The sequence below is a fragment of the Xenorhabdus griffiniae genome (assembly GCF_037265215.1).
Taxonomy (GTDB): domain Bacteria; phylum Pseudomonadota; class Gammaproteobacteria; order Enterobacterales; family Enterobacteriaceae; genus Xenorhabdus; species Xenorhabdus griffiniae.
Window position 1 is genome coordinate 1,173,998 of record NZ_CP147737.1, and the last position, 24,981, is coordinate 1,198,978.

A 24,981-nucleotide genomic window follows, 5' to 3' on the forward strand; every position below is an offset into this window, starting at 1 on the left:
ATTACCCTTTCTCTTCCCACCAGGCTTCACGGGTACGGTAATGCCGTCGCATCTGTTCGGCGATGTTCTGCAAATTCGCCGGCATCAGGGCATCGTCGTCATCCCCCGTTGGCAGTGGCATCCGAATTTTCCACAACTGCCCGCCCTCCAGTAAGGCGAATGCCTGCCCTTTCGGCAAGTTAATCATCTCAGCCGGCGTCACCAGCGGTGTTTTGACCGTACCTACCCGGTCCTGCGTGGACGAGGTAAAATCCTGCCCCTGTTCGACATCGGCAATATCAGAGTGCCCTGAGACCAGTGTTTTGCTGTAGATTTCCACTTCCGGCAACTGGCTGGTCAGTAACTCGGCTGTCCGGTTATCCCGCACCCGCAGCATAATCAGGGTATTGAAGTTACCGATCACCTGCGCGGTTTTGGCCGGGCTGCCGAGACGGGCTTCGATATCGGAGGAGGTCTGGGTATAGGCGGTGACCTGCATGCCCGCACCGCCGCCTTTATTGATAAGTGGAATAAATTCATCGCCCATTAGCTCATTAAATTCATCACAATGCAGGTTAATCGCGAGCTTCCCATCATGGCGAACCGGCAACCCGGCATTCATACCATATTTGTAGATTTGCCCCGCGACACTGACCAAATCGGCAAACATACTGTTGCCCACCGCCGAGGCCACATCACTGTCAGACAGTGCATCCAAGCCGATATAGACAATCCCGTTCTTACGGATCACCTGTTCCCAGTCGAAGATGGGGCGCAGATCCGTCATATTGAGATAATCCGGTGATAACAGTTCAGCGATTTTGCCCGTGGTCAGTTTTTCCAATAGCGGCAATAAAGAAGCGACAATTTTATCAAAATAGGTACGATCATAACGCACGGCAGAGCGTAACCCGTCCAGAATCGGATCGTAGAGTTGCTTACCCGCTTCTGAACTCAGCGTGACTTCCATCGCCCAGAGTCTGAGCGCATCCGGCTGCCCCTGCATATTACGCGGGATATCTTTTTCTTTCAGCTTGCCGAGGTAATGGTTGATGTGTTCCAGCAGGGCGGGCTGCCTTTCTGCCAGCATTTTAGTGGCATAGAGCTGATACAGTTCACTGATATTATTAACGTAACGTGTGATCAAGGTGTAATCCGGCCGGTGTCCCAGCGCGACTAAAGCCCGGGCGACAATATTGACAAAGCGCCAGGCAAACTCACGGAAAGCGGCACTGTTCCCTTCCCCACTGAGTTGTCCGGCCAGACGGGAGGCGACTTCCGATACCCGGCCAAACCGTCCGACCGCGTTATAACGCGCCGAAATTTCCGGCCAGCCCAGATGAAAGAGGGAAAGGGCATTGCCTCGACCCGCCCGGTGCGCTTCTGCCCAAATCCGCCTTAACAGGTCAGCATCGCCTTTGGGATCAAAGACAATCACCACCTCGCCTCGCCGGATATCCTGGGTTATCAGCAATTCGGCCAGCCGGGTTTTCCCTACGCGCGTTGTACCCATTATCAGCGTATGCCCGACCCGCTCACGCAAATCCATAAACACGTCGGCTTCCCGTGGCTCAATACCGTGGATCATGGGATTGCCGCCAACCGGGGGCAAAGGCCGCACCGGATTAAAAAGGGAATCGTTGCGTAACAGCGCTGATAACTTAGGCCAACAGTATTCCGTTCGGTGCGCCAGCAAACGGGCAAGCTGATAAACCTGAGAGGGTTGCACAAAGCGTTCGACTTCCGGCCGCCGCGTATCCTGCAAACGCTGGGTATGCTTCTGCTGCCAGCGAAATCCCCTGCCCAGAAACAGGCGCTGATGGCTGACGGGGATCTGTTTTGTGCCCATCTGATAACGCGGCAAGCGACGCAGGTTTCGGCGATAGCGGAGTACCTGAATACCCTGCCATGTGCGTATCATCGCCAATACCGCAAAACCGCCGGCCATGACATAACTGACTGAGGGGGCCAGTGCGATAGCCCAGGGTGCCCGGATGCAGATAAACGCAGCAACGGCGGAGACCACCGCGGTATTCAGCTCGACGGCAGGACGTAACAGGGCTTCAACAACGTAACGGCGGCTCATGATGATAACTATTGAGAGAGCGCCGTTTCGGTGATCAACACCGGATAATGTTGCAGTTGCAACCGGCGAGCCAATTCCGAACCGGCAGCCGGCGATAACAAGACATCCGGCGCTAATGCCCGCAGTGACTGTAAACCGGCTATCTCACTGACATTGACAACCAGCCCCACAGCGTGCAATTGCTTGAATCGGGTGGCATTCTGGCTTAACCACTGGCGTGAGTCAGGATCATCGCCAATCAGAAATAACGCCCCAATGCCCGGCAATTGCAGTGATCGACTTATCACCTGCCCCGGTGTCAGTTCCGGTGTTTTAACGGGCAACATCGCGGCTTCGCCAACCATTTCTGGTAAGGAATACGGGGGTCGTGCAGGAATATCCCCCGGTTGGGCATGAATACTTTCATAAAAAGGCGAGGCATCCTGGCCGCCTAAATCAGCAATGACATTCAGTTCGGCCTGGCAGGTATTAATCCATAACAGGCCGATAATGGGGAATACGCTCAACCGTTTCATTGTAATGACGTGACCTGCCATCCTTGATCTCCTTGTCGCAGCAATACCGGCATCAGCCCTTTACCAAACCGGAACCAGTAACCCGCATCATGATTCAGTGTGATTTGCCGGTTGCGTACCCGTTCAACGGGGATATGATGGTCTTTGGCCCACAGCCGTAAGGTGTCATCATTACGTTGGCTGTCTACCAAATAAATATCGACGGGCTGGTTAGCCGCCAGGACTTCGCTCAAACGGGTTTCGCATTGTGGACAATCTTTGGCTCTGACAAACAGTGCCAGCCGGCCATTTGTCTCGCGCGATGTTGTCATATTGACTGGCAACACACCCGGAAACAGCCGCTGCCAGGCCGCATCCACTTCCCGCTGGAAACGTAGCTCTTTTTCGGTACGGGCAAATTCTGATTTAACCCACTGTTCAGCATAACGACGGCGCTCGGTATCGTTTTCGGCTTCAATGCCTAATGTGGTCAGCGGATCAAGCCCCGGTGACTGGATACCCCGTGGTCCCTTCATCAGCTGCTCATAACGCTGGTATTCATCGGCACTTAGCTTCCACTGTTCAGCCTGGCTTTTCAGGGATTGCGGCTGGCTTGCTGTCGATGGTGTTTGCTGCGAAGCTAACGGTGCCGGTGTGGCTGCCCACACTGAACTGCTCAGCAACCAGACCAATAAACCGAAACGATGCCATTTCATCAATACCCTCCCTGCTGCGTTTGTTTAACCGAAGCCGGTAGCCGATAGCCTTGTCGTAAATGATGACAAACCCCTCGCTGCACCTCGTCCACGTCCAGTTGCCAGGCCGGGCCTGCCATGATTTGCAATGCGGTGCGTAACCGGATTGGGCCTAACTGATAGTGCACCGAGGGCAATGGCTGGCGATATAAGATGTCATGGGTTTTATCCGGTGCACATAACGAGTAACCTGATTGACGCAACACATAACGCATCGCATCAGCAACCGTGGGATTCTGGGACGCAGGGATATGGATATCAACCAATTGGGAAAGCGGGTCACGTTGTGCTTCTGTCGGGTCGGTACTGACCAGCAAATAACGGCCATAACGAACAACTTCAGGTTGTTGTCCATAAATATCCGGTGAAACAGGCTGAATGTTGCGTGTCAGCGTGACGGAAGGAAAACGACTTTGGGAAGGCTGGGATAGCGGTTGTTTTACGGGAGTCGTGCATCCCGTCAGTATGACCGCCATTAAGCCGATTAACGCGTTTATTTTCATGCCAGATAGGTTCCTGCTCAGTCGTAAAATAATCCTGACTATGCAAGGAACCCGGTGATGTATTCAATGAACAACTCAACTGTGTTTGCTGAAAATAAAGAGGTCGTAATAGGAAATAACGGATAAACCCTGAACCGGTATTATCGTATTACGTGGCATGGGTCATAACGGCACATTATTCAGCCACCGATTGACGTCTTCTCCGCTCAATCAAATGACCGTTGCGGTCAAAATAACGGCTGGGCCAGATTTCAGACGGCGCCAGCTCCAGACAGGTAGCGATGATAAACTCCCCTTTGGGCCATGGGCGGGATAAGGTATTTGCCAGTGTAGAAGAACTGAGTCCCGATTCACGGGATAAAGCGGCGAGTGTCGTACCACGTTTGCGTAATGCACAAATAATTTCGGCTGGGTGCCAGTCTTGTTGAGTGTGAGTCATACCTGCTTCCCCTTCTGTTGATTATTGGTGGTAGTTCAGACAGGGTTTCCAATACCGGGAGTAACCGTCCGGTGAGACCGAAGCCTCCCCTGCCTGAACCGCCATTGAAGGTGCGATAGCAGGCACACTGGCAGAAAATTTCTACCAGTGGGTTACTCTTTAACAGGGTTGGAAATCCCTGACTATCGGATTTTGCCGATAGCATTTTCACTTTAACCGATTGTGTTATCGAATTCAATAATCGAACATGTAAGTTTAACAAGTAAATTAAGTTATTAGCACTCATCAATTCAGTTTCCCAGCCTACTGGATACCTAACTTTATTCAACACCGTTAAAACCGAAATCGAAGCCATTAAACTCTAACGATAAGCATAACCAAAGAAACGCTTGATTCAGAGAATAGTCCCCAGTCATCAGCGGGTTATGTTAACATTGAATATAACTGTCTTGATGCATGCTCTGCCATCGATAGTTATCCCCTTATCTGATACTGAAGTAAAGCATTTCAAAGGAGGCGATATGACCACGTCTTTAGACAAGCTCACGATTAAAGGGTTTAAATCAATCCATGAACTCAATGAGTTTGAACTTAAAAACTTAAACGTGATTGTTGGCGCTAACGGCGCAGGTAAAAGTAATTTGATCTCCTTTTTTAAAATGCTGCGGGCATTAATAGACGGCACATTAAATCGCTATATCCGCGATAATGGGGGGGCAAACGATTTACTCTTTAATGGCAATAAGGTCACGCAGAAAATGGAGTTTGAAACACGCTTCGGAGAACGCGGGTTTCGTTTTAAATTAGTGCCCACGCCAGCAGACAGTTGTGCCATTGAAGATGAAGCTCGCTATTACGCCAAAAGTGCTACCAGATGGTGGTTGCTGGGGGATAGCGACGATGGCAGATCCAGAATGGTTGCTGAAATTGAGAACAATTCCTCTGACGCACCGTATTCAAAACCCGTCTATGAGGCCATCGCTTCCTGGCAGATTTATCATTTTCACGATACCAGCGCCACGGCTGGCATGCGAAAATATGAAATCATCCAGGATAACAAAACATTACGCACAGATGCTTCTAACATTGGCGCGTTCTTATTAAAACTCAAAAATGAAGCCCCAAATGAATACAAATCGATTGTGAGCGCCATCAGGTTAGTCACCCCTTTCTTTGATAGCTTCATTCTGGAACCTCGTCAGAGCGGCCAGAAAGAAGAAGTTAACATGAGCTGGACGCAAAAAGGCTCAGATTATCCGATGCAGCCTTATCATTTATCCGATGGTTCAATACGCTTTATTTGTCTGGCAACCGCATTACTACAACCCAACCCGCCATCGACCATTATTATTGATGAACCTGAGTTGGGCCTGCACCCTGCGGCTATTGTGATCCTTGCCGAGCTAATCCAGCAAGCAGCTCAACGTACCCAGGTTATTATTGCCACTCAATCCCCTATTTTAATCGATCAATTTTCTGCCGAAGAGATTGTCATCGTAAATCGTAAACAGGGAGCTTCAAGCTTTGAACGTTTAAATGAGAAAGATTTCTCTCAATGGCTCGAAAACTATTCACTCGGTGAATTATGGGCTAAAAACGTCATCGCCGGAGGGCCAACTTATGAGTAATTACGTCGAAGTTATGGCTATCGTTGAAGGTAAAACAGAACAGATATTTATTGAAAAAATGCTTCAACCTTATTTGGCTGAGAAAATGATTTTCATCTCTGCAACCCAGGTTTCCAAACCCGGCCAAAAAGGCGGCGATGTACGTTTTTCGAGAGTCAAGAAAGACATTGAGATACACTTGAAACAACGCCCAGATACCTATGTCACAACATTTATTGATTATTATGGCACCTATGAATGGCCAGGATTAGAAACGTTAAATAGACAATGGGAACCGAGACAAATCGCTGAACATCTGCATCTGTCAACACAGAATGAAATCCGTCAATGCCTATTAGCACAGAGAGCTGATGAACGCTTTATTCCGTACATCGTTATGCATGAGTTTGAAGCTTTACTTTTTAGTGACAAAGACATACTTGCCAATGAATTAAATATTCATGTACAAGAAGTAGAGCAAGTTCTTCGAGAATGCAGGGAACCGGAATCAATTAACAATAGCCCACAAACGGCGCCGTCAAAGAGATTGGAAAAATGGTCGGCAAATGGAACCTTTGCCAAGACTACAACAGGGATAACTATTGCCGAGAAAATAGGCATTCCTAAAATGAGAGAAAAATGTCCTTTATTCAACGAGTGGCTATGTCAGCTTGAGCGATTGATAACAGCTTAAATATGCAGATGGCATTTTGAATATATTTAAGATGAATAAGCCCTGTGATAACAGGGCAAATAAGTTTAACCACTTGTAGAGTAGGCCTCAAGTTTGATGTCATCTCCCCAGCGGCCCCTCGTCAAACCGTGCGTGCGGTTTTCCCGCACACGGCTTTCCGACTGTCTTCTTCCTGCTGCATTACGACGTTACAAGGCGAGCATACCGACTGACTTCGTTTCCGTTTATCGACAGACTATACAACTTAAATAACCCGTGATACTTGTAGAACCAGCTCGGCGGATGGTCCCTCCATCCTTTAGTTCGCTTCTTGTGCTTCTTCCTCAACATAATACAGAGTGTCCATATCGTGTAATTTGCGATGCTTTTGAAATGCATCCGGGAGTTGCACGTCTTGAAATAATTACCCCACCCTCTAAGGATTGGGTTTATTTCTGTTCTGATTAGCTCCGGAAGATCCCGATGCTGACCTTTTCGTGTCACTTCACGAATCTTTCGCTTTACTCTTTTCATCGCTTCTGGTGAGGGGTAGTAATAGGTTCTCAATTTTCCATCCCTTTTGGACGGCTGCACTGCAAACCTGTGCCCCAGAAAGTCAAACGGTGACTTTATTGCATGAACGACTTTCGTCTTTTCGGTATTTAGCGTCAATCCAAGCCGATCAAGTACCTTACAGGCTTGAGCCAGATAAAACCTCGGTGCTTTCTTACACAAAATGACAAAGTCATCGGCATAACGAACAAGATGAGCGTCATGCTCACGCTGATTGAATCCCTCTTTTTCCCAGATATGATCCAGCCAGTGCAGGTAAAGATTAGCCAGTAGTGGAGATATCACGCCTCCTTGTGGAGTTCCTGCTATCCCCGCTTTCAGGTTTCCCTCTTCCATTACTCCAGCTTTCAGCCACATTTCAATCAGTTTCACAACTGAGCGATCTATGACTCTGGTTCTCACCGATAACAACAATTTATCATGGGGGATAGTGTCAAAATAAGACTTCAAATCAGCATCTACCACCCAGTAACATTTAAAATTTAGCCACTTATAGATTTCTCTCAGCGCCTGCTGCGCATTTCTGCGAGGCCGAAAGCCATATGAAAAATCTTTAAAACTCGCTTCGAAAAGCGGTTCTATGACTATCTTTACTGCTGCCTGAACTACACGATCTTCAATAACAGGTATGCCCAGTGGTCTTTCCTTTCCATCCGGTTTAGGAATGTAAACCCTACGCACCGGTTGAGGAGAGTACTTCTTTTGAACTAGCTTCTTCTGGATGTCTTGCAGAAAGTTACCTACACCAATTTCAGTTTCAATCTTATCGATTGTTAACCTGTCAATTCCTGAAGAACCTTTATTGGCTTTAACCTGCGTCCATGCCATAACAAGCACACGACCACTACATACCTTGTCATACAGAACACCAAATTTACGTTTTGGATCCGCCTTGGCTGCCAGGTATAGCTTGCGTTGCAGTACTCGTACCTTTTCAAATGCCGTGTTTAGAGCTTTCGCAATCACGTAGTACCTCCTGTAACAACAGGCATGACAGAAGTAGAGGTCCTTCCCTACGGTCAGGTTATGTTGTCCCTACCATCAACAGTACTATGACCTCCTCCGACTCCTCTATCCTGCATCTCTCAGAATTTCAGCGGTTACCTTATATCTTTGATTACGCAGTGGGTTAGACTACGACAGGGAGAGGTCTCGTTCGTTCCACTCAGTGCTATACATGCATCCCATCCTCAATACCCCGGATCCCTGTCATGACTTCATATGGTTGTTAATCCATCATGATTCACTGGCCTTCGCCCCCATTCTAAAGGCTCGGCAGGATCACCCTACACCACACTCTCCCAGCATAACGGTATGGCTGAAATTTACGAGGCTTGTTCAGGTTCACTTGCGTTACGGGCTGCATACTTGCGCGCACCCACAGTCTGGGTCAGGGGTCACGTTTATCCGGCGTTGCTCCCGTGTTTCAGTCACCATCCACACGTACGCCATAGCTACGCAGTCAAATCAACCAACTACTGCGGCAGGACTTTCACCTGCAAGACACTGAGCAGCTTAGCGAACCGCTCAAAACGGGATCTCATCCCCCCAGTCCACTTCTTCCTCTTCCGGTAACACAGCAGGTTGTACTGCCGGAGTCGCCTTTCTTTCCTTATTATTGGCGGGTTTAGATGATTGTGGCTTCGGTGCTGGCTTATGCCCAGTCGGCTGAACCGCCGTCTGTTTTGCCTCGCCACGGCTGCCCAGCATCTGCATCGTGCCATTCACATTCACCACCACTTCGGTTGAATAGCGATCCTGCCCCTGTTGGTCCTGCCATTTGCGCGTTTGCAACTGGCCTTCAATGTAAACCTGAGCGCCTTTTTGCAGGTACTCTGCCGCAATTTCGGCTAGTTTGCCGAAGATCACCACCTGGTGCCATTCGGTTTTCTCCCGCATCTCGCCGGTTTGTTTATCCCGCCAGCTTTCTGATGTTGCCATTGACAGCGTTGCCACGGTACCACCCGTTGGCAGATAACGGATTTCCGGATCTTGTCCCAAATTTCCGACTAAAATCACCTTGTTAATTCCACGCGAAGACATACCCCATTTCCTCCTGGTTACAGTGACTGACGTTGTGTCCAGCGCCCCTGTTTCAGGGCCAATTCCGCCTGCTCACGGCGGGCAAAATACTCTGTTGATTCACGAGAGCACGGGACGCCCTCATCCATCGTGCCGATATAAAAACCTGCACGGGTTTGTAAAACCGTTAACGGTAATTGCTTATAGCAATATTGCAGTGCCAGAACGCCAATGGGGGGGATAGTCATCTCTGTACCCTATTTATTTGTTAGCAAAGAGACTGCCCTGAAACATCAGGGCAAGTCAGTGGAGTAGAATAAATATCAGAATGAATTTTCTGCATATTCGGTTTGTGCGACACCGTTTTGTGGCGGCGTCGAATCGGATTGTTCGGCCTGATACACTTTGTCCTGCCCGATCTTAATCCAGTCCACTTTAATCAGGCGGGCTTTCAGGCTGACACGCTGTTCACCGGCATGATCGCCGCGTTTCAGGGTAAAAATATCGGTGGACGGGTTACTTAAGGTAAAGCCCAGCAACACTTTTTTATCCTCGTCAACGGCTTTCTGGCAACGACCGACCAGGCTGGTCGCCTCCTTGCCGACCACGGTAATATCAAAACGGACATAGACCGGATTATCACTGGGACCATTTAACGCATTAATCACACAGCTCAGGAACGTGCCACTGGCGGTACTGACATGGCGGATATGATTCAAATAGCCGAGTCCCTTGATATTCAGGTTGAAATAGTCGTTTTTGGTTAATGCTGTTGCGTTCTCAGACATACGATGTTCTCCATGGAGGTAAACAATAAGGGGTAACGGAGAAAATCCTGTCCCCTGACGGGAAGATTTTTCCCCGCCGGGTGTCAGACAGATACGTTACTGACGCGCTGATAAAGAATAATGAACCTTCATTGCCGTTGGGCTGGCAATATCTGCTTCCAAAGGTGGGCAGATGTACCGCGTTGAGGCGCTCCCTTTCAGGCTACGGGAGTTTTTCAGCCACCCGGAGGCGATCGTTGCAGGCTCACCGATCATTTAAGAAACAGGTTAATTCTTAAAGCATCCTGTCAGGGCGTCAATTAACAACCAGATCTTCATGTCCGTTGATTTGCCCGCCGGGCTTTGCGCGATTGGGTGGCCGCTTTGTCATTCAGCATGCCTTTACAGGCCGGATAGTTCACGCAGCCCCAGAACGGCGTGGTTTTTCCTTGCCGTTGCCGCATCCGGCCGCCACAGTTCGGGCATTCGGGGGTTTTCGGCAACGTCAGAAGCAGCGGCTGGGCTTTGCCCCGCTCGACTAAATGCACAAGCCACTGCGCCTGTTTTTGCATAAAAACCGCCAGCGACGCTTTGCCCTGTGCAATATCTTCCAGCGATTGTTCCCATAACGCGGTCATACCCGGATCGGTCAGTACCGCCGGCAGCCCGGCAATCAGTTCCTGCGCCAGCGGTGTTGCGTGGATCGCTTTCTTTTTCCGCTCAATCAGCTGGCGTTTAAACAACGTATCCAGAATGCCGGCCCGGGTCGCTTCCGTACCCAGCCCGGCACTTTCACGCAAGACCTGCTTTAATTGCGGATCACTGACCAGGCTGGCGGCATTTTTCATCGCGGCAATCAGAGTACCTTCAGTAAACGGGGCTGGCGGTTTGGTGTACAGTGACTGAATTTTTGCCTCAATCACCTGACAGCGATCGCCCTGGTTAAGGGCTGGCAGGGGTAAACAGGCTTCCTGCTCGTCTTCCTTTTCATGCTCTCTCATTCCATCGGCAAACAGTGCCTTCCAGCCTGTGATCACATTCACCCGGCCTTTCACCCGGAATAACTGCCCGCCGATATCCAGTGTTACCGCAGTCACATCGGTTTCCTGCGCCGGCAGAAATTGCGCCAGATAATACTGACGGATAAGCTGGTAGATCTTTAACTCGTCGGTTGTTAACCGGGTGAGATCAAAAGCATGACGCGTGGGAATAATGGCATGGTGTGCCGTGATCTTGTTGTCATTCCAGACCCGGGAAACACCTTGTTTATCCAGCTGGCTGATAAGGGTCTCCATAGCCGGGTCGGTGCGCGCCAGTGCTGTCAACACGACAGGAATATCTGCCTGCATGGACGCTGGCAAATAGCCGCAATCCGTACGCGGATAGGTAGTCGCTTTATGGGTTTCATACAGGGACTGGGCAATCGCCAGCACCTGGCTCGCCCCCATGCCCCAGTGACGGGAAGCGGTCTGCTGCAATGTCCCCAAATCAAAACACAGTGGCGGGGGCGTTTTCTCCCGTTTTTTGCTGACATCCATGACGGTGGCGTGTGTTGCCTGCTGACAACGTTGCTGAGCGGCCTGAACAATATCCGGCTGAATACAACGGTTTTCTTCATCACACTCATCCGTTACCGGCTGCCATTTGGCCCGAAAACGCATGCTGTCTTTTTCCAGTTTAGCCACCAATTGCCAGTAAGGTTTTGGCTCAAACCGGGCGATGGTCTTATCCCGGTTCACCACCAATGCCAGTGTCGGGGTCTGCACCCGCCCGATGGACAGCACATCGCCAAAACCCAGGGCCTGCGCTTTCAGGGTATACAAACGGGTCAGGTTGATGCCCGTTAACCAGTCGGCCCGTGCCCGTCCCAGTCCGGCCTGATAAAGTGCTGCCGTCTGCTCACCCGGCAATATCGCCGCCAGTGCCTGCCGGATGCTGGTTTCATCCAGGGCCGACAACCAAAGACGCCTGACCGTACCGGTGAAATGGCAATACTCCAGCAACTCCCGCGCGATAACTTCCCCTTCGCGGTCGGCATCAGTGGCGATAATCACTTCCTCCGTCCGTTTCAATAATTGCTGGATCACCGCAAACTGTCCGGCGGTCTCTTTTTTGACTGTCCATTGCCATTGAGCGGGCAGCACCGGCAGCACCGCCATCCGCCACGGCGGACCAAATTGCTCGCCATAGTGTTCAGGCGCAGCCACCTCCAGCAAATGCCCGATGGCCCAGGTGACAATCACACCGGAACCGAAGAGAAATCCCTGCCCGCGCTGTTTCACCCCCAGGACTTTGGCAATGTCTTTGGCCTGGGAGGGTTTTTCACACAGATAAAGTGGCATAGTTTCCCTCCCTCAGCCTTGCGCAGCCGGGCGCAATGGCGGCGAGAAAACCGACCGCAACTTGCCTGACAAAATGTCGGGGTGGGGTTCACCCAGCCACTTAATCGCCTCAAGCCCGGCCGGCGTTTTTTCCGCAATATCCTGCCGGGTGACCGCCAGTGAACGGTAAGAGCGTACAATGCCATAAATCTGGCGAATGGCACGGCTGCCATTGTGCAGAAAGGCATCACGCTCTGCCCGTGAAATCAGCCCGTAATGAAAAACCTGAAACGTTTTCATCGCCAGCTGGTCGTAACCTACCAGCAACCAGACACAGCGATAGCCTAATGGTGAATGGCTGTAAACCCCGATATTCAGCGGTTCAACAGAGGAAACGGCGGATAAGGTGATCTGCTGGGGTACCGCGTTCAACGTATCCTGCAACGTGGCAAGACTCTGCTGGAGATTGGCGGAAGCCTTATCCAGCGCTTGTTCCAGCTTCACCAGCCAGGTATCGGCATACGGATTATCGGCAGCGGCATCCACACTGATCGTGCCCGCGCATTTAATCACCTGCGGCATCCCGAGAATGCCTGAAAATTTTCGGGGATTGCTGATCTCTTCCCGTCTGCGCCCTGCCCACAGACGGATGGCATAGTGGGTATGCAGTTCAATCGTTAATGAGGAGGTTAATACCCCGGCGCGTAAACGCGGCTGGGATGATGATTTGTCTTCTGAATCAGACATGCACAAAGACTCCTGTTTGGCCTTGATAAGTCAGCCAAACTATCAGGGCAAAGGAGGCGGTGACTCAATGGATAACCAGTTATGGAATAAGAGGAAAAATCGATGGGACTGACTTGATGTTAAAATAGATTATTTTCCAGGCAATGCTGGCCGTGCCAGCAGTGTATGATATTTATACAACAATAAAAACAGAAGCGTCATACTTCCTGATTTGACTGGACATCATCGGGAATAAAGAAAAAGCAAAGTGCCATCCTGACCCGGCTGTCGTTCCTCTGTAAGTCTGCTCATCGTAAAGAGGCGATTTTTTAGTCAGTGCTGGCACTGCCAGCAGTGTATGATATTTATACAACAATAAAAACAGAAGCATCATATCTCCTGATTTGACCGGAACATCATCGGGAATAAAGAAAAAGCAAAGTGCCATCCTGACCCGGCTGTCGTTCCTCTGTAAGTCTGCTCATCGTAAAGAGGCGATTTTTTAGTCAGTGCTGGCAGTGCCAGCAGTGTATGATATTCATACAACAATAAAAACAGAAGCGTCATACTTCCTGATTTGACCGGACATCATCGGGAATATAAGGAAAAGCAAAGTGCCATCCTGACCCGGCTGTCGTTCCTCTGTAAGTCTGCTCATCGTAAAGAGGCGATTTTTTAGTCAGTGCTGGTACTGCCAGCAGTGTATGATATTCATACAACAATAAAAACAGAAGCGTCATACCTCCTGATTTGACCGGAACATCATCGGGAATAAAGAAAAAGCAAAGTGCCATCCTGACCCGGCTGTCGTTCCTCTGTAAGTCTGCTCATCGTAAAGAGGCGATTTTTTAGTCAGTGCTGGCAGTGCCAGCAGTGTATGATATTCATACAACAATAAAAACAGAAGCGCCATACCTCCTGATTTGACCAGAACATCATCGGGAATATAAGGAAAAGCAAAGTGTCATCCTGACCCGGCTGTCGTTCCACAGAAGTCTGCCCCCCGTAAAAAGGCGATTTTTTAGTTAACGCTGGTACTGCCAGTGGTATGCATTTTTTAATCAATAATATCACGGTGATATTTTGCCAACGTCAGCCTTTGACGGATGTCTTTCACTATGTTGCGGACATGGGCTTGTGAGGAAGGTAAAGCGGGACGCTCAACATTTTGAATGAATGCAACCGGCCTCTTCGCAGTGACAGGCGCGGTAACCGCGGTTTCAGGTTGCCCATATAATTTCCCCTCCCGTGCCCGTTTCATCATTGCCAGCAACCAGCCGACCGGATTGCCGATTTTTCCTGCCTGTAACGCCTTATCCAGGCAATTCAGCACGATCTGCGCCTGTTCAGCAGGCAACGCTTGCAGCTGGCTGTTCAGCATCGTCACCGCTTCCGGTTCCAGTTGTCGGCAAAGTCCTTCTGGCAGAAAAAGAGCGGACTGCGATTCTACGTATGTTTTTTTATTCACATGCTGTGTGAAAGAACGTACATAACGGTTCGGTTTAGCTGGATCACTATAAGACGTTGGTTTCAGGCTGAGTTCGGATACCGAATTCAGCACAGTTTGTCCCTTTGGTTGGCTTAGTTCGGTTTCCGAACCCGGCTTTATATGACTGAGTTCGGTTAGATGTTTTCCTTGCTGATAGTTTTGGTGCATCACCCTTTGCTGCGGGGTCTGAACAACACTCAGCCTTTCTTCCAGCAAACGGATATGACTGTGACGATGGCGCATCAGCGGATCGTCTTTGATGTCGGTCAGGACGTCCCGGGCCGTCTGGCTGATGGTGCGGTTTTTACTGCGGCAGGCTTCCGCCACCGTATCCAGCCAGTGGGGATCTAAAATCTCGGCATCACGGCAGGTCAGCGGCTCATCGTGCTGCGCATAGATATTGCCCCGCACCCGTCCGTGTTCATCCCGGATACGCTTGCACAAACTCAGCCAGCCGGTGATCCGCAGCATCAGTAATACCCGGCTGACCGTTTCACGGGAGGCCTTACCTTTATAAGGCGAGGCCAGCAGAACTTGCAATTCATCATAGCTGGGGAAAACAGCGCCTTCATTTTGCTGCGCGTACAGGCGGATCATCATCCAGCCCGTTTTATCCAGTGGCGACAGGCGATCATCCAGCAACAGACGGCGGGGATAGGCATCCTGAATATTGCCCATAAACAGCAGACCACTGCGCAGTTGTGAGACGTCATTGTCCGCCTGTTTTTCCAGGCGCATTTTCATTTTGGCAATGGTGTGTGCAATTATGCTGTCGGCGGACAGGTTCATCATGTTCCCTTTTCTACGGCGTTAGCCCTAAAAAATAATGTCAGGGCTGCACCCTGTTGCAACAGGGTGCAGAATGACACAACTTCAATCACATTCAGGATTTACGAATTTCATTGTTGTAGCGTTCATGGAGCATCAGCTCCCACGATTGCCCGTTATCACGGCTTAACAGTCGCCAGAACAATCCCACATTGATTTTCAGATACCCCTTGCCTTTTTCTTTCAGCCGGACGTAATTGCGTTCGCCCCGCTGGTAGCATCGTACCTGATGTTGTGCCTTGCGGCGAAATGACAGCGGTGCCGTCAAGGGGACATGCAGGCCGGGCATCATTTCCGTTAATTTTCCTGACATCGTTTCCTTCATTCCCTGTTTTATGCCTGTTTTTTTACCGGCATCGCTTCACCCCTCTGCTGCCAATCCTTCACGGCACGCCAGACGGACGTCAGCGAAACCGCATGGTGTTCAGCCATCGCCATCATGATATCCAGCCCTTCGGCACTGTCCACATCGGTAACCGTTGCCGCCTGCCAGCGCTGCCACAGGTCACGGTTTTCATCTTCCGTCAGGGGCGAGCCGCGCCCCGGCCGGACTGCCATGCCGGCAATACGTCGGCGGGCGGCGATTTCCAGACTGGACAGGCCAAAAAAATAGTGCATCAGCTCAATAGAACCACCTAATTCCAGTGCCCGGTCAATCCGTTTCATCCGCTGTTGCTCGATACGTGCCTGTTGTAAGAGGCGCACCAGATTCGTGTGATGAATATGAACACTCAGCACGGACACCGGACTGTTGCCTAAGTAATGCAGATCTTCAATCGTCAGGCGCTGCAACATCAGCATCTCTGCGGGGTTCAGCCCTAATACCTCACAACGGCGGATATAGCCGTTCTTCAAATCCATCACCAGCTGCAACAGCAGGCTGTTGGTTGATTGCGATAAATGATTCATACACTTCCTCCACTATCAGGCTAGTCAAAACGCAATGAATGAACAACACACTGAAAAGCAGGCACCCCGACCGGCATCGCTACATCGTCAACGTCTCCGGTACCACCTCACGCTGAAGCTCACGCAAGCGGCGAATAACCCGGATAAGCCGCAGAAATTTCACGGTCTGGGTATCATCCAGCAGAGGCGATCCTTCCCGCCTGGCGGTGCCAAGCAGAACAGCCGTCAGCGTCAGTTCACTGCTGTCAGCCGAGGCTTCTCCGGTCAGTGTGTGCAATAAACGCGAAAAAGGATGGGCATTTTGCGTATTGGCCAGACAAAATCCCGCCGCCCCCTCTTCCGGCTGTGACAGCAAATCGCTGTCACAGCCCACCACTTCCGCCAGTTCGAAAGCCAGCCGAAATGCCATGTTTTGCAGGTGTTCAATATCATCCTGCATCGGGGAAATCGCCCAGACCGAACTGACCGGCTCCAGCCCGGTTTGGGCAAAATGCAGACATTCACCTTCAGGAACAGGCAAGGCCGGTTCAGACAGGTTATTCGTGCTATCTGGCTGATAAGGGGGAATAACCGGATTTTTTCGAGGAGACGTGGCGGACACTTGTGCATTATCGACCGGAGCGTGTTCGGGTTCAGGTGCCTTCACCTTATCAGTGGTGGGTTGAGAAATTATTCGTGGATTCGATTCCCTGTTTTGCACTCGAATCTGCGCCGTGTTATCCGTCTCAGATTCTTCCGGCACTGGCACACTATCAAACGCCGTAGCCTGCTCGCCGAAGAGCTGCCGACGGTTACTTTCCTTCGGATCTAATTCCAATACCCAACGGTCGTAATTGAGCAGCGGGTGCGGCAGTGCCTGCAATAAATCGCCAATCAGTTCATCCCGGAACATTTCCGGCGACCAGACTTCCGGTGAATCAAATTTGCGGCAGCAGGCACCAAAGACCTCATCAAAGGTGACGGCCGGTTCCGGGTTTATACTGGTCACATGCTGTTGCCAGATCGCCTCGGCATCCAGCCGCAAGGCCAGTAGAGGTCTTATCTGTGACGAACCCAGCCCGGATTCCAGCAGGTTAGGCATCCACGGGTACAGGTATTTCACAGTATGCTCCATCCGGCTAATGTGACCATCGCTGACAGGGAAACCCGCCTGACGCAACAGCGCTGACAATTCCCGCAGGGAGATTTTTTTTTGTTGCTGCGCTTCATAAATTGCCCTTGCCTTGCGGATACCCTGCGCTTTTTCAATAAAGCTGAGTTCACCCCGCAGCTCATTTTCGGTCAGGTGCCCGATAACACACTGTAAACGCCCCGGCCACGGTTTAAACAGGCAATGAACCCGATAAAAATGTTCATCCCCGGTCTCCTGCCACAATTCGGACAGAATTTGATAGCGCGTATTCCCGCCATCACTGAAGATATAGACCTCATCGCCATCCGGGTCACGCGTGACTTTCGGCACTGTATCCAGTCCACGGGCTTTTATGGATGCCTTGATATCGTCATAACGCGGGTTGCGGCGGGTTCGGGGGTTATCCGGATTCGGGCGAAGCTGATCTAATGTCAGGACCATTGGCATTTCCGCCATCGGCGGGCTGTCATTGCGGGTAGCCACGGCCTGCCGTCCCTGCTGTAACAAAGCATGGCCTAAATTCAACGTATTGCGTCCCATCCTTTACCTCCCGTCGCTGCCGATATCCGAAAAACGCGTATACCGGCCGTCAAACCGCACGCGAACTGTGCCTGTCGGTCCCTGACGCTGCTTACCAATAATGATTTCGGCAATCCCGCTATCCGGAGTGTCTTCGTGATAGACTTCATCGCGGTAAAGGTGCAGGATCAAATCGGCGTCCTGCTCCAGTGAGCCGGAATCCCGCAGATCGCCGTTGTTGGGGCGTTTATCCGGGCGGATTTCGACCTGCCGGTTAAGCTGGGACAACGCCAGCACCGGACACTCCAGCTCTTTGCCCAACGCTTTCAGGCTGCGGGAGATGTCGGCAATTTCCTGAGTGCGGTTTTCCTGCCCGGGGGCGCACATCAACTGGAGGTAATCCACCATAATCAGAGCCGGTTTACCGTATTGGCGGGTATAACGGCGGGCACGGGCACGTAATAGCGCAGGGGTCTGGTAACTGCAATCATCGATAATCAGCCGTTGATCCCATTGGGCAAACTGATCGAGACTCTGGCTGATGCGTCCCCACTGTTCATCATCCAGCAGACCGCTGCGCAGCGCACTTAATGCTACGCTGCCTTCCATCGCCGACAAACGCAGCATCAGTTGTGAGGCCGGCATTTCCAGGCTGAAAACCTGTACCACCGCATCGTCCCGCTGCCGCAGCGCACCGAGGCAACAGGCCAGCCCCAGTGCGGTTTTGCCCATGGAAGGACGGGCAGCCAGCAGAATGAGATCGCCAGCCTGCAAGCCACAGGTCATGTCATCCAGCGCCTGAAAACCTGTCGGTGTACCGGTGATCCCATTGCTGCCCTGTATGCGCTCCAAATGGGCAATCAGGGCATCCGCCCCTTGCAGCAGGGTCACGGCCCGATGTTGCCGTGCCGCCCCTTTTTCTGCCAGATTAAACAATTGACTTTCTGCCTGCTCAATCAGGGCATCTGACAAAATATTGGGCTGAAAAACTTCCGCGCTGAGGGACTTACCCAGTGCCAGTAACTGACGTAACCGGCTTTTTTCTGCCACAATGCGGGCATATTCCTCAATATTGGCTGCACTGGGTGTGTTTTTACACACTTCCGCCACATAGGCAAAACCGCCGGCGCTGTCTATTTGCCCCCGCTGTGTCAGCCTGTCGGTCAGGGTGATCAGATCAAACGGACAGTTTTTTTCGCTCAGTTCCGCAATAGCCTGATAAATTATCCGGTGTGCCGGGAAGAAGAAATCGTCGGCCGCCAGCAGCTGAACAACGCTGTCCCAACGATCATTCTCCAGTACCAGCCCGCCAATCACGCCCACCTCGGCATAAGCGTAGCTGGGTTCCGCTTCACTGATGGCCTGTAAAGCATTATGATCCAGATTCATGGGTCACCTCCCTGTTGACGGCGTTCAATGCCCTCACTAAACGCAGTGGCAGATGCGGGGAAGAAACCCAGAACAGCCCCTCTTTTGCGATTAAATACTGTGGCTTACCCTTTCCCCAACCACATTCCAGCAGGACTAAATCACCCGGTGTACCCTGCATCAGTGACCGTTCACGCAATTCCTCTTCATGGCGGGGGCTGAAATACTCCACCTGCTCAGGCGGAACAGCCCAGATAACGGGTAATAATGTCCAGAGCTTTGCCAGTGCGGCTTTACGGTCAGGTGCATCAATGAATATAACCCCATCATCCTGCGTATCCGTGAAGGGTAATTCCGGATTGTCATAACAAAAACAGACGGCTTGCCAGATAACATTCATTGCACGTCCCCCGTCGGTTGGTTGACCAGCACGGTATCAAACCTGGCTGTCCACTCGGGGAACAGTTCACAGGCCAGACTGTGCATGGTCTGGGCGGCAGCCGGGCTTTTGCGTTTAGTTTTATATTCCAGGCGATGAACAGGCTGGGCACGAACGTGACCCAATTTGTAGATATCCAGCAGATCTATCCGGGTTTTCAATAACTGGTAAACACACCGGCCTCCTAACGCGGACGTATCGTACCGTTGGTGTTCGATAATATCGGTCAGTTCATTGAGCGTATCCCGATCCAGCCGGGTACCTTCAATCCCATTAGCCAGTATCTGAATAAGCGGAAGCTGAATGCCGTAATTTTCGAATGACTTAAGGCGAGTCAACATCCGCAACGTGCCACGCAGAAACTCCCGCACATCCGGCAGGATCGGTTTAATTATCCCCAGCACATGATGTGTGGCAGCCAACACGACCAGTTCTGTCATTACCCCGGTTGCGCCTTTGGAGTCAATAATAATGACATCGTATTGATGAAAAAGTGGATGTTGCAAAATATTGCGCAGACGAAGACGCCCGTCAGGGGCGTGCAGCATCGCGGTTGGCAAGAGTTCATCGGGATCGTTGGAGATAATGATATCGAGGTTGTTGATCACGGTGCGAGAAATGAACGGGTCTGGCTGATTCAGATCCACCGTCTGCATCAACAATTCATACAGCCCCGCCGGGGCTTCATACTTCAGGTTAAAAATACTGCTGGACGTGGGTTGCGAATAATCGCCATCAACCAGGAGAGAACGTAAACCGGCATCGGCCAAGAATCCGGCCAGATTAGCCGCTTTTGTGGACTTACCTTCACCGCCTTTAGGGGAAATTATCGGAAGTATTTTCATTTTGTACACTTATTCAATTGGTTAAGCGTACAAACTGTACAAATTAGGGCATTTTACATTGAATTAACTTACGATGGGATTGAAAATCCCCGTATCGGTGGTTCGATTCCGCCTCCGGGCACCACTTCAACTTCCAGTGAAGTCCAGCCCAGTCAAACAATTCCTACTAAATCCAGCAAAATCAACATCCATTCTTATTTTTAGGTCTAGTTTCGTCTGTTGCAATCAAGAGGCAGCGAAGGGCATAATTCGGGGCACTTACCGTTCGATTACAAGGATGCCCTTAATAATGAAACTAAACGCCCGGCAAATCGAAACTGCAAAGCCCAAAGAAAAAACCTACAAACTCGCCGATGGCGGCGGTCTCTATTTAGAAGTCTCGTCACGCGGCTCGAAATACTGGCGGATGAAGTATTACCGCCCCACCGATAAGAAAGAAGACCGTCTGGCGTTCGGCGTTTATCCAACGGTGTCGTTAGCCGATGCCCGCGCTAAACGGGATGAAGCCAAAAAACTGATGGCACAAGGCATCGATCCCAAAGCCGAAAAGAAAGGCACCCCAACGCCCGCCAAAGTCAATTCGTTTGAAGAAGTCGCCCGTGCATGGCATGCCAGCAACAAACGCTGGAGTGACAGCCACCGTCAGAAAGTACTGCGCAGCCTTGAACAGTACATCTTCCCCCATATCGGCGCCCGCGATATTACCACACTGCGCACCAGCCAGTTGTTAGCGCCGGTCAAAGCCATTGATGAGCAGGGCAAACATGATATTGCTCAACGTCTACGGCAGCGCACCACAGCTATCATGCGCTATGCAGTTCAGAATGATATTCTGGAGTCCAACCCGGCTAATGATATGGCCGGAGCACTCACCACCACAAAATCCCGTCACCACCCTGCCCTGCCTCATGAAGATTTACCGGATTTCCTGAACCGATTGTCTGTTTATCGCGGGCGCCTGCTGACCAAAATCGCGGTAGAACTGGCACTGCTGACGTTTGTCCGTTCCAGTGAGCTGAGATTTGCCCGCTGGCAGGAAATCGACCTTGAAAATGCGGTGTGGAAAATTCCCGCCACAAGGCAACCGATCAAAGGCGTTCGCTTTTCTGAACGTGGCATGAAAATGAAAACGGATCACCTTGTCCCGTTGAGCCGTCAAGCTGTCTCGTTATTCAAAGAGTTGAGCGTACTGAGCGGCAACTGCGAAGTGGTATTCCCCAGTGATCATGATGCTGCGAAAGTTATGAGTGAAAACACCGTCAATAAGGCGCTACGGGCGATGGGCTATGACACCCAAACCGATGTCTGCGGGCATGGCTTCCGCACAATGGCGCGCGGTGCAATGGGTGAATCCGGTCTGTGGAGCGATGACGCCATCGAACGCCAGCTCAGCCATATCGAACGAAACAACGTCCGGGCGGCGTATATTCACACCTCTAAACATCTGGATGAACGGCGGCTGATGGTGCAATGGTGGGCGGACTATCTGGATGCGAACCGGGAAAAGTCAATCACACCCTATGACTTCGCCAAACCACTGCGCGACAGAAAAAACCGCTAGTACAATTTGCAACCCGTTAATTTTCATCGGGAGAAAAACAATTAACGCTGTTCATTAAGTCTTGCTTTTTAAATAATCCGCCTGTCATCAAACAACGTCCACGATGATATTTCAGGGACTGGGTAACAGGAGAAGTGACATGACAGTGGCTGCATTGAAAACAAGCCTGATTCGTTTGCCGGAAGTACAACGCAGGACGGGTTACAGCAAAGCGTGGATCTACAAGCTGATTAGCGATGGAGAATTCCCGAAACAGGTCAAAATTGGTCCGCGTTCCGTGGCTTTTATTGAAGCAGAAATTGATAACTGGATCGCCCAGCGGATTGCAGAATCGCGGGCGGCATAACACAGAAAAGAAGATGACATAAGACACGTAACATAAAAACACAACGCCCCGAAGTGCGGCAAACACTGACAGGGCGTTTAACCAATAACCATTCGTAAGGTAAAAAATTATGGCTGATACACAGCATACCCAAACTCGTCCCAAATTTACAGTTCAAAAAACATCAGGCAGCCAAAAACCGCTTGATCTGATCCAAACCGTCAAAACCTCGGCTATGTATTCCTGGCAAAATCTGCTACCTGCCTGTGGTATTGATATTCCCACAAAAGGTAAACATGGCGCTTGTCCCATCTGCGGTGGTACTGACCGTTTTCATTTTATCGATGATCACCATCATGGCAACTGGCATTGCCGTCAGTGTGACGCCCCAAACTATGGCGATGGACTGGATTTAGTGGCAAGAATCAAGGGGATCTCTGTTACTGAGGCGGCAAAAGTTGTCGCTAATGTACTGGCGCTACCTTTGCCAGCCTCCAAGCCAGCCAAAGAAACCCATTATCCAACACTACCGATTACCGAAAGAGTGGCGGTACTGATGGCGCAAACTGTCGCCGGGCAATCGCCCTATCTGACTGCAAAGGGTCTGCAACATATTGATCAGCGGCTACTGTTTGATAATTCGACAGTGCTGACACTGACAACACTGGATAAAAAAATCACCGGTGCGCAGATTATCAAACCCAATGGCGAGAAAAAATTACTGTCTGGCAGCCAGAAGAAAGGCGCGTTTATTGCTTTGTCAGAACTGGAAGCATCCTCCGATACGGTGATCATTACCGAAGGTTACGCCACAGCCCTGACCATTACCCAGTTACATCAAGGTGCCGTTCTGGCGGCACTGGATGCAGGCAACTTATTTTCTGTCACCAAAGCTGTTCGGGAACGCTGGCCGGACGTAAAAATCATTATTGCGGCAGATAATAACTGGCATAGCCCTGGCGAACTGGACAAGCACGGCAAACCCAAAGTAAATATCGGCAGGATCTCAGCAGAGAAAGCAGCGCTGACGGTGAATGGCTGGATCTCGTTGCCACCAACAGAGTACAAAGCCGACTGGGATGATTATCGCCAACAACATGGCACGGAGACAGCACAACAGGCATTCAGTCAGGCGTTATATCAGGTGAGGGAACCGATAAACAGTGATGCAATAGAAACCCGTCGTTATGACAATGTTGAAAGCCTCTATCCAAATCGTAAAACAAAATTACCCCTGTCAGTTGGCTCTGAGGGCTTTGATGCTCAGTTAGACTACGTGGTTAAGGGCATTATTCCGGCGCATTCCCTGTGCAGCATTTACGGGGCGAGCGGATCATACAAAAGTTTTCTGGCGGGAGCGTGGGGTTGTCATATTGCCACAGGTAAGGCATGGGCAGGAAAACAGGTTGCTCAGGGTGCTGTACTGTACGTGGTTGGTGAAGGTGGGATTGGTGTGCCCCGGCGCATCAAAGCATGGGAAATCGTTAATGGTCAGACGGTTAAAAATATGTATCTGATCAATACGCCAGTCTTTCCGGCTTCGCCTGCCGAAGTGCATGAACTGGTGGTCGCTGCCCAGCAGGTTGAATCTGAAACAGGCGAACCGGTACGCCTGATTATTCTGGACACCTTAGCCCGCTGTTTTGGTGGCGCTGATGAAAATGATTCAAAAGATATGGGCGCGTTTGTCCGGGGTTGTGACGAGCTGAAAGCTAAAACAGGCGCAAGCATTCTCGTGGTTCACCATTCCGGCAAAGACGAAAGCAAGGGTGCAAGGGGTTCCAGTGCCTTTCGTGCGGCGCTGGATGTTGAATATCGGATCAACCGGGAAGGGAAAAAAGGCGGTGCGCTGGTTATCACCTGCACCAAAATGAAAGATGCCGAAGAACCGGAAACCAAAGCTTATGACATGCGCGTAGTTGAACTTTTTACCGATAAAGACGGTGAGGATATTACCTCACTGGTCTTGGTTGACAAGCCACGTGATCCGGTTGAAGAGAAAGAAATTGAACGCATCCCCAATAAAACAGATAACCACACGGCATTATGGCAATGTATCCGGTCGCGCACTGCCCTGAAAGAGCCTTGTTCCATTGCTCTTATACGCGATGATTTAAAGTCGATGGGCATGAATGTGAAGAATTTCAGCCGTTGGTTGACCAAGTTAGAGCAAGACGGACTGATTACCCGCAACGGGCAGGAAATAACCATTATCAACCAAAACAATGTAGACTAAATAGTGAGTAAAAAATGAGGAATTACGAGAAAATAGATTGTGATACTCACTGTATTCCTCATTTCTCACGCATATATGCAGAAAAAGCGAGGAACACTAATCACATTGATTTTTAAAGATAAATTAATCTCCATTCCTCACCTGTTTTTACCCTGATGCAAATAAAAAACGAGTAGAAAATTGAGGAGCAGGTGAGGAATAAAATGTTTTCTGGCAGGTGTTTTTTTAGCTCTCCGTGTTACCGGGCTAATGCATTAGCCCGGTAACACGGAGAAGACAAGCGCAGCGCGTCAGTTGAAGCAAAACGTAGGGATGACCAGACAATCAGTCTGTCTTCTCTGGCAGATTATGATACAAAGGGGATTGCTGAAATGAAAATAATCTT

At 50.5% G+C, this 24,981-nt stretch carries 27 protein-coding genes; 5 read left to right on the forward strand and 22 right to left on the reverse strand.

Annotation, left to right across the window (positions count from 1 at the left end; genetic code table 11):
• Position 1 precedes the first annotated feature (1 nt).
• The 5 genes from traD to WDV75_RS05305 all read right to left on the reverse strand — a co-directional run bounded on the left by traD (position 2) and on the right by WDV75_RS05305 (position 4,256).
• Positions 2–2,065: a type IV conjugative transfer system coupling protein TraD gene (traD, locus tag WDV75_RS05285; RefSeq protein WP_338860806.1), complete on the reverse strand. Its 2,064-nt coding sequence runs from the start codon at positions 2,063–2,065 to the stop codon at positions 2–4.
• A gap of 8 nt (positions 2,066–2,073) precedes the next feature.
• Positions 2,074–2,601, reverse strand: coding sequence for an integrating conjugative element protein (locus WDV75_RS05290; protein WP_273572397.1), 528 nt, complete (start codon positions 2,599–2,601; stop codon positions 2,074–2,076).
• Positions 2,577–3,275, reverse strand: a complete 699-nt coding sequence (locus WDV75_RS05295) for a TIGR03759 family integrating conjugative element protein (RefSeq protein WP_338860808.1) — start codon at positions 3,273–3,275, stop codon at positions 2,577–2,579. The genes WDV75_RS05290 and WDV75_RS05295 overlap by 25 nt, the downstream gene beginning before the upstream one ends.
• Positions 3,275–3,817: a PilL N-terminal domain-containing protein gene (locus tag WDV75_RS05300; RefSeq protein WP_273572289.1), complete on the reverse strand. Its 543-nt coding sequence runs from the start codon at positions 3,815–3,817 to the stop codon at positions 3,275–3,277. The genes WDV75_RS05295 and WDV75_RS05300 overlap by 1 nt, the downstream gene beginning before the upstream one ends.
• Before the next feature lie 175 nt (positions 3,818–3,992).
• Positions 3,993–4,256 carry a helix-turn-helix domain-containing protein gene (locus WDV75_RS05305; protein WP_273572291.1) on the reverse strand — a complete coding sequence of 88 codons (264 nt, stop codon included), beginning with the start codon at positions 4,254–4,256 and terminating at the stop codon, positions 3,993–3,995.
• Positions 4,257–4,777: 521 nt separating this feature from the next.
• Between WDV75_RS05305 and WDV75_RS05310 the strand changes: the two genes are divergently transcribed.
• Complete coding sequence (locus tag WDV75_RS05310; RefSeq protein WP_273572293.1) at positions 4,778–5,884, forward strand: AAA family ATPase; 1,107 nt, start codon at positions 4,778–4,780, stop codon at positions 5,882–5,884.
• Complete coding sequence (locus WDV75_RS05315; protein ID WP_273572295.1) at positions 5,877–6,557, forward strand: DUF4276 family protein; 681 nt, start codon at positions 5,877–5,879, stop codon at positions 6,555–6,557. The genes WDV75_RS05310 and WDV75_RS05315 overlap by 8 nt, the downstream gene beginning before the upstream one ends.
• A gap of 180 nt (positions 6,558–6,737) precedes the next feature.
• Here the strand turns inward: WDV75_RS05315 and ltrA are convergent, their stop codons facing one another.
• The 17 genes from ltrA to WDV75_RS05400 all read right to left on the reverse strand — a co-directional run bounded on the left by ltrA (position 6,738) and on the right by WDV75_RS05400 (position 20,474).
• Complete coding sequence (gene ltrA, locus WDV75_RS05320; RefSeq protein WP_338803455.1) at positions 6,738–8,075, reverse strand: group II intron reverse transcriptase/maturase; 1,338 nt, start codon at positions 8,073–8,075, stop codon at positions 6,738–6,740.
• Between the two features lie 561 nt (positions 8,076–8,636).
• Entirely contained in the window at positions 8,637–9,152 is a 516-nt protein-coding gene (ssb, locus tag WDV75_RS05325; RefSeq protein ID WP_338860811.1) for a single-stranded DNA-binding protein, read from the reverse strand.
• A gap of 17 nt (positions 9,153–9,169) precedes the next feature.
• Positions 9,170–9,379 carry a hypothetical protein gene (locus WDV75_RS05330; RefSeq protein ID WP_273572250.1) on the reverse strand — a complete coding sequence of 70 codons (210 nt, stop codon included), beginning with the start codon at positions 9,377–9,379 and terminating at the stop codon, positions 9,170–9,172.
• A 75-nt stretch (positions 9,380–9,454) separates the two neighbouring features.
• The gene (locus tag WDV75_RS05335; protein WP_074025449.1) at positions 9,455–9,919 is read right to left on the reverse strand and encodes an STY4534 family ICE replication protein; all 465 of its coding nucleotides are present in this window, start codon (positions 9,917–9,919) and stop codon (positions 9,455–9,457) included.
• A 314-nt stretch (positions 9,920–10,233) separates the two neighbouring features.
• Positions 10,234–12,240, reverse strand: a complete 2,007-nt coding sequence (locus tag WDV75_RS05340) for a DNA topoisomerase III (protein WP_273572247.1) — start codon at positions 12,238–12,240, stop codon at positions 10,234–10,236.
• A gap of 12 nt (positions 12,241–12,252) precedes the next feature.
• Positions 12,253–12,966, reverse strand: a complete 714-nt coding sequence (locus WDV75_RS05345) for a PFL_4669 family integrating conjugative element protein (protein ID WP_273572245.1) — start codon at positions 12,964–12,966, stop codon at positions 12,253–12,255.
• Between the two features lie 172 nt (positions 12,967–13,138).
• Positions 13,139–13,336 carry a hypothetical protein gene (locus tag WDV75_RS05350; protein WP_338860813.1) on the reverse strand — a complete coding sequence of 66 codons (198 nt, stop codon included), beginning with the start codon at positions 13,334–13,336 and terminating at the stop codon, positions 13,139–13,141.
• On the reverse strand, positions 13,336–13,512 hold the full coding sequence (locus tag WDV75_RS05355; RefSeq protein ID WP_338860814.1) for a hypothetical protein: 177 nt from the start codon (positions 13,510–13,512) through the stop codon (positions 13,336–13,338). The genes WDV75_RS05350 and WDV75_RS05355 overlap by 1 nt, the downstream gene beginning before the upstream one ends.
• The gene (locus WDV75_RS05360; RefSeq protein WP_338860816.1) at positions 13,509–13,685 is read right to left on the reverse strand and encodes a hypothetical protein; all 177 of its coding nucleotides are present in this window, start codon (positions 13,683–13,685) and stop codon (positions 13,509–13,511) included. The genes WDV75_RS05355 and WDV75_RS05360 overlap by 4 nt, the downstream gene beginning before the upstream one ends.
• The gene (locus WDV75_RS05365) at positions 13,682–13,858 is read right to left on the reverse strand and encodes a hypothetical protein (protein ID WP_338860818.1); all 177 of its coding nucleotides are present in this window, start codon (positions 13,856–13,858) and stop codon (positions 13,682–13,684) included. Before WDV75_RS05365 ends, WDV75_RS05360 begins: the two co-directional genes overlap by 4 nt.
• Before the next feature lie 144 nt (positions 13,859–14,002).
• On the reverse strand, positions 14,003–15,226 hold the full coding sequence (locus WDV75_RS05370; RefSeq protein ID WP_273571082.1) for an STY4528 family pathogenicity island replication protein: 1,224 nt from the start codon (positions 15,224–15,226) through the stop codon (positions 14,003–14,005).
• 91 nt (positions 15,227–15,317) lie between these two features.
• Positions 15,318–15,575: a hypothetical protein gene (locus WDV75_RS05375; RefSeq protein WP_273571081.1), complete on the reverse strand. Its 258-nt coding sequence runs from the start codon at positions 15,573–15,575 to the stop codon at positions 15,318–15,320.
• 20 nt (positions 15,576–15,595) lie between these two features.
• The gene (locus tag WDV75_RS05380) at positions 15,596–16,171 is read right to left on the reverse strand and encodes a DUF2857 domain-containing protein (RefSeq protein ID WP_273571080.1); all 576 of its coding nucleotides are present in this window, start codon (positions 16,169–16,171) and stop codon (positions 15,596–15,598) included.
• A gap of 79 nt (positions 16,172–16,250) precedes the next feature.
• The gene (locus WDV75_RS05385; RefSeq protein WP_273571079.1) at positions 16,251–17,843 is read right to left on the reverse strand and encodes a ParB family protein; all 1,593 of its coding nucleotides are present in this window, start codon (positions 17,841–17,843) and stop codon (positions 16,251–16,253) included.
• Positions 17,844–17,846: 3 nt separating this feature from the next.
• A complete protein-coding gene (dnaB-PI, locus tag WDV75_RS05390; RefSeq protein WP_273571078.1) occupies positions 17,847–19,211 on the reverse strand; it encodes an SPI-7-type island replicative DNA helicase in 1,365 nt (454 codons plus the stop codon).
• Positions 19,195–19,590 carry a hypothetical protein gene (locus tag WDV75_RS05395; protein ID WP_273571077.1) on the reverse strand — a complete coding sequence of 132 codons (396 nt, stop codon included), beginning with the start codon at positions 19,588–19,590 and terminating at the stop codon, positions 19,195–19,197. The genes dnaB-PI and WDV75_RS05395 overlap by 17 nt, the downstream gene beginning before the upstream one ends.
• Entirely contained in the window at positions 19,587–20,474 is an 888-nt protein-coding gene (locus WDV75_RS05400; RefSeq protein WP_273571076.1) for a ParA family protein, read from the reverse strand. The genes WDV75_RS05395 and WDV75_RS05400 overlap by 4 nt, the downstream gene beginning before the upstream one ends.
• A 289-nt stretch (positions 20,475–20,763) precedes the next feature.
• Here WDV75_RS05400 and WDV75_RS05405 point away from each other — a divergent pair, with 289 nt between their 5' ends.
• The 3 genes from WDV75_RS05405 to WDV75_RS05415 all read left to right on the forward strand — a co-directional run bounded on the left by WDV75_RS05405 (position 20,764) and on the right by WDV75_RS05415 (position 24,596).
• Positions 20,764–22,035, forward strand: coding sequence for a tyrosine-type recombinase/integrase (locus tag WDV75_RS05405; RefSeq protein ID WP_273571075.1), 1,272 nt, complete (start codon positions 20,764–20,766; stop codon positions 22,033–22,035).
• A gap of 139 nt (positions 22,036–22,174) precedes the next feature.
• Positions 22,175–22,381, forward strand: a complete 207-nt coding sequence (locus WDV75_RS05410; protein ID WP_273571074.1) for a helix-turn-helix transcriptional regulator — start codon at positions 22,175–22,177, stop codon at positions 22,379–22,381.
• 109 nt (positions 22,382–22,490) lie between these two features.
• Entirely contained in the window at positions 22,491–24,596 is a 2,106-nt protein-coding gene (locus WDV75_RS05415; protein WP_273571073.1) for an AAA family ATPase, read from the forward strand.
• Positions 24,597–24,981: the final 385 nt, after the last annotated feature.

Coding starts and splice junctions, on each gene's coding strand:
- traD (WP_338860806.1), bottom strand. CDS start 2,065: ATGAGCCGCCGTTACGTTGTTGAAGCCCTGTTACGTCCTGCCGTCGAG.
- WDV75_RS05290 (WP_273572397.1), bottom strand. CDS start 2,601: ATGGCAGGTCACGTCATTACAATGAAACGGTTGAGCGTATTCCCCATT.
- WDV75_RS05295 (WP_338860808.1), bottom strand. CDS start 3,275: ATGAAATGGCATCGTTTCGGTTTATTGGTCTGGTTGCTGAGCAGTTCA.
- WDV75_RS05300 (WP_273572289.1), bottom strand. CDS start 3,817: ATGAAAATAAACGCGTTAATCGGCTTAATGGCGGTCATACTGACGGGA.
- WDV75_RS05305 (WP_273572291.1), bottom strand. CDS start 4,256: ATGACTCACACTCAACAAGACTGGCACCCAGCCGAAATTATTTGTGCA.
- WDV75_RS05310 (WP_273572293.1), top strand. CDS start 4,778: ATGACCACGTCTTTAGACAAGCTCACGATTAAAGGGTTTAAATCAATC.
- WDV75_RS05315 (WP_273572295.1), top strand. CDS start 5,877: ATGAGTAATTACGTCGAAGTTATGGCTATCGTTGAAGGTAAAACAGAA.
- ssb (WP_338860811.1), bottom strand. CDS start 9,152: ATGTCTTCGCGTGGAATTAACAAGGTGATTTTAGTCGGAAATTTGGGA.
- WDV75_RS05330 (WP_273572250.1), bottom strand. CDS start 9,379: ATGACTATCCCCCCCATTGGCGTTCTGGCACTGCAATATTGCTATAAG.
- WDV75_RS05335 (WP_074025449.1), bottom strand. CDS start 9,919: ATGTCTGAGAACGCAACAGCATTAACCAAAAACGACTATTTCAACCTG.
- WDV75_RS05340 (WP_273572247.1), bottom strand. CDS start 12,240: ATGCCACTTTATCTGTGTGAAAAACCCTCCCAGGCCAAAGACATTGCC.
- WDV75_RS05345 (WP_273572245.1), bottom strand. CDS start 12,966: ATGTCTGATTCAGAAGACAAATCATCATCCCAGCCGCGTTTACGCGCC.
- WDV75_RS05350 (WP_338860813.1), bottom strand. CDS start 13,336: ATGCTTCTGTTTTTATTGTTGTATAAATATCATACACTGCTGGCAGTG.
- WDV75_RS05355 (WP_338860814.1), bottom strand. CDS start 13,512: ATGACGCTTCTGTTTTTATTGTTGTATGAATATCATACACTGCTGGCA.
- WDV75_RS05360 (WP_338860816.1), bottom strand. CDS start 13,685: ATGACGCTTCTGTTTTTATTGTTGTATGAATATCATACACTGCTGGCA.
- WDV75_RS05365 (WP_338860818.1), bottom strand. CDS start 13,858: ATGGCGCTTCTGTTTTTATTGTTGTATGAATATCATACACTGCTGGCA.
- WDV75_RS05370 (WP_273571082.1), bottom strand. CDS start 15,226: ATGATGAACCTGTCCGCCGACAGCATAATTGCACACACCATTGCCAAA.
- WDV75_RS05375 (WP_273571081.1), bottom strand. CDS start 15,575: ATGTCAGGAAAATTAACGGAAATGATGCCCGGCCTGCATGTCCCCTTG.
- WDV75_RS05380 (WP_273571080.1), bottom strand. CDS start 16,171: ATGAATCATTTATCGCAATCAACCAACAGCCTGCTGTTGCAGCTGGTG.
- WDV75_RS05385 (WP_273571079.1), bottom strand. CDS start 17,843: ATGGGACGCAATACGTTGAATTTAGGCCATGCTTTGTTACAGCAGGGA.
- dnaB-PI (WP_273571078.1), bottom strand. CDS start 19,211: ATGAATCTGGATCATAATGCTTTACAGGCCATCAGTGAAGCGGAACCC.
- WDV75_RS05395 (WP_273571077.1), bottom strand. CDS start 19,590: ATGAATGTTATCTGGCAAGCCGTCTGTTTTTGTTATGACAATCCGGAA.
- WDV75_RS05400 (WP_273571076.1), bottom strand. CDS start 20,474: ATGAAAATACTTCCGATAATTTCCCCTAAAGGCGGTGAAGGTAAGTCC.
- WDV75_RS05405 (WP_273571075.1), top strand. CDS start 20,764: ATGAAACTAAACGCCCGGCAAATCGAAACTGCAAAGCCCAAAGAAAAA.
- WDV75_RS05410 (WP_273571074.1), top strand. CDS start 22,175: ATGACAGTGGCTGCATTGAAAACAAGCCTGATTCGTTTGCCGGAAGTA.
- WDV75_RS05415 (WP_273571073.1), top strand. CDS start 22,491: ATGGCTGATACACAGCATACCCAAACTCGTCCCAAATTTACAGTTCAA.